The sequence below is a fragment of the Oleiphilus sp. HI0123 genome, assembly GCF_001635315.1.
Genome location: NZ_LWGE01000531.1, coordinates 1 through 383, shown reverse-complemented (window position 1 = coordinate 383; position 383 = coordinate 1). Strand labels below are relative to the sequence as shown.

1 pseudogene is annotated in these 383 nt (G+C 50.1%); it reads left to right on the top strand.

What is annotated here, in order from left to right:
* A pseudogene (locus A3761_RS26985) lies at window positions 1-383 on the top strand (isoprenoid biosynthesis protein ElbB); the annotation flags it as partial.

Below are 383 nucleotides of genomic sequence, written 5' to 3'. Positions count from 1 at the left end.
TCAGAGGCTAAACCTGAAGATTATGCAGGGCTTATTTTCCCCGGAGGCTTTGGCGCGGCTAAAAATCTATCCAACTTTGCGGTAGCGGGTACCGATATGGAGGTTAATTCGCAAGTCGCTGAGTTTGCTCAGGCCTTTCACCGTCAACAAAAAGTAATTGGGCTTGTGTGTATTGCGCCGGCATTGGCGCCGAAGCTGATTGGCCACGGAGTGAAGTGTACAATCGGAAATGATGCCGATACCTCTGAGGCAATCACTGCTATGGGTGGAGAGCATCAAACCTGCGCCGTTGATGATTGCGTTATTGATGAGGCCAATAATACTGTGTCCACTCCTGCCTATATGCTGGCGAGCCGGATTAGTCAGGCAGCTTCAGGTATAGA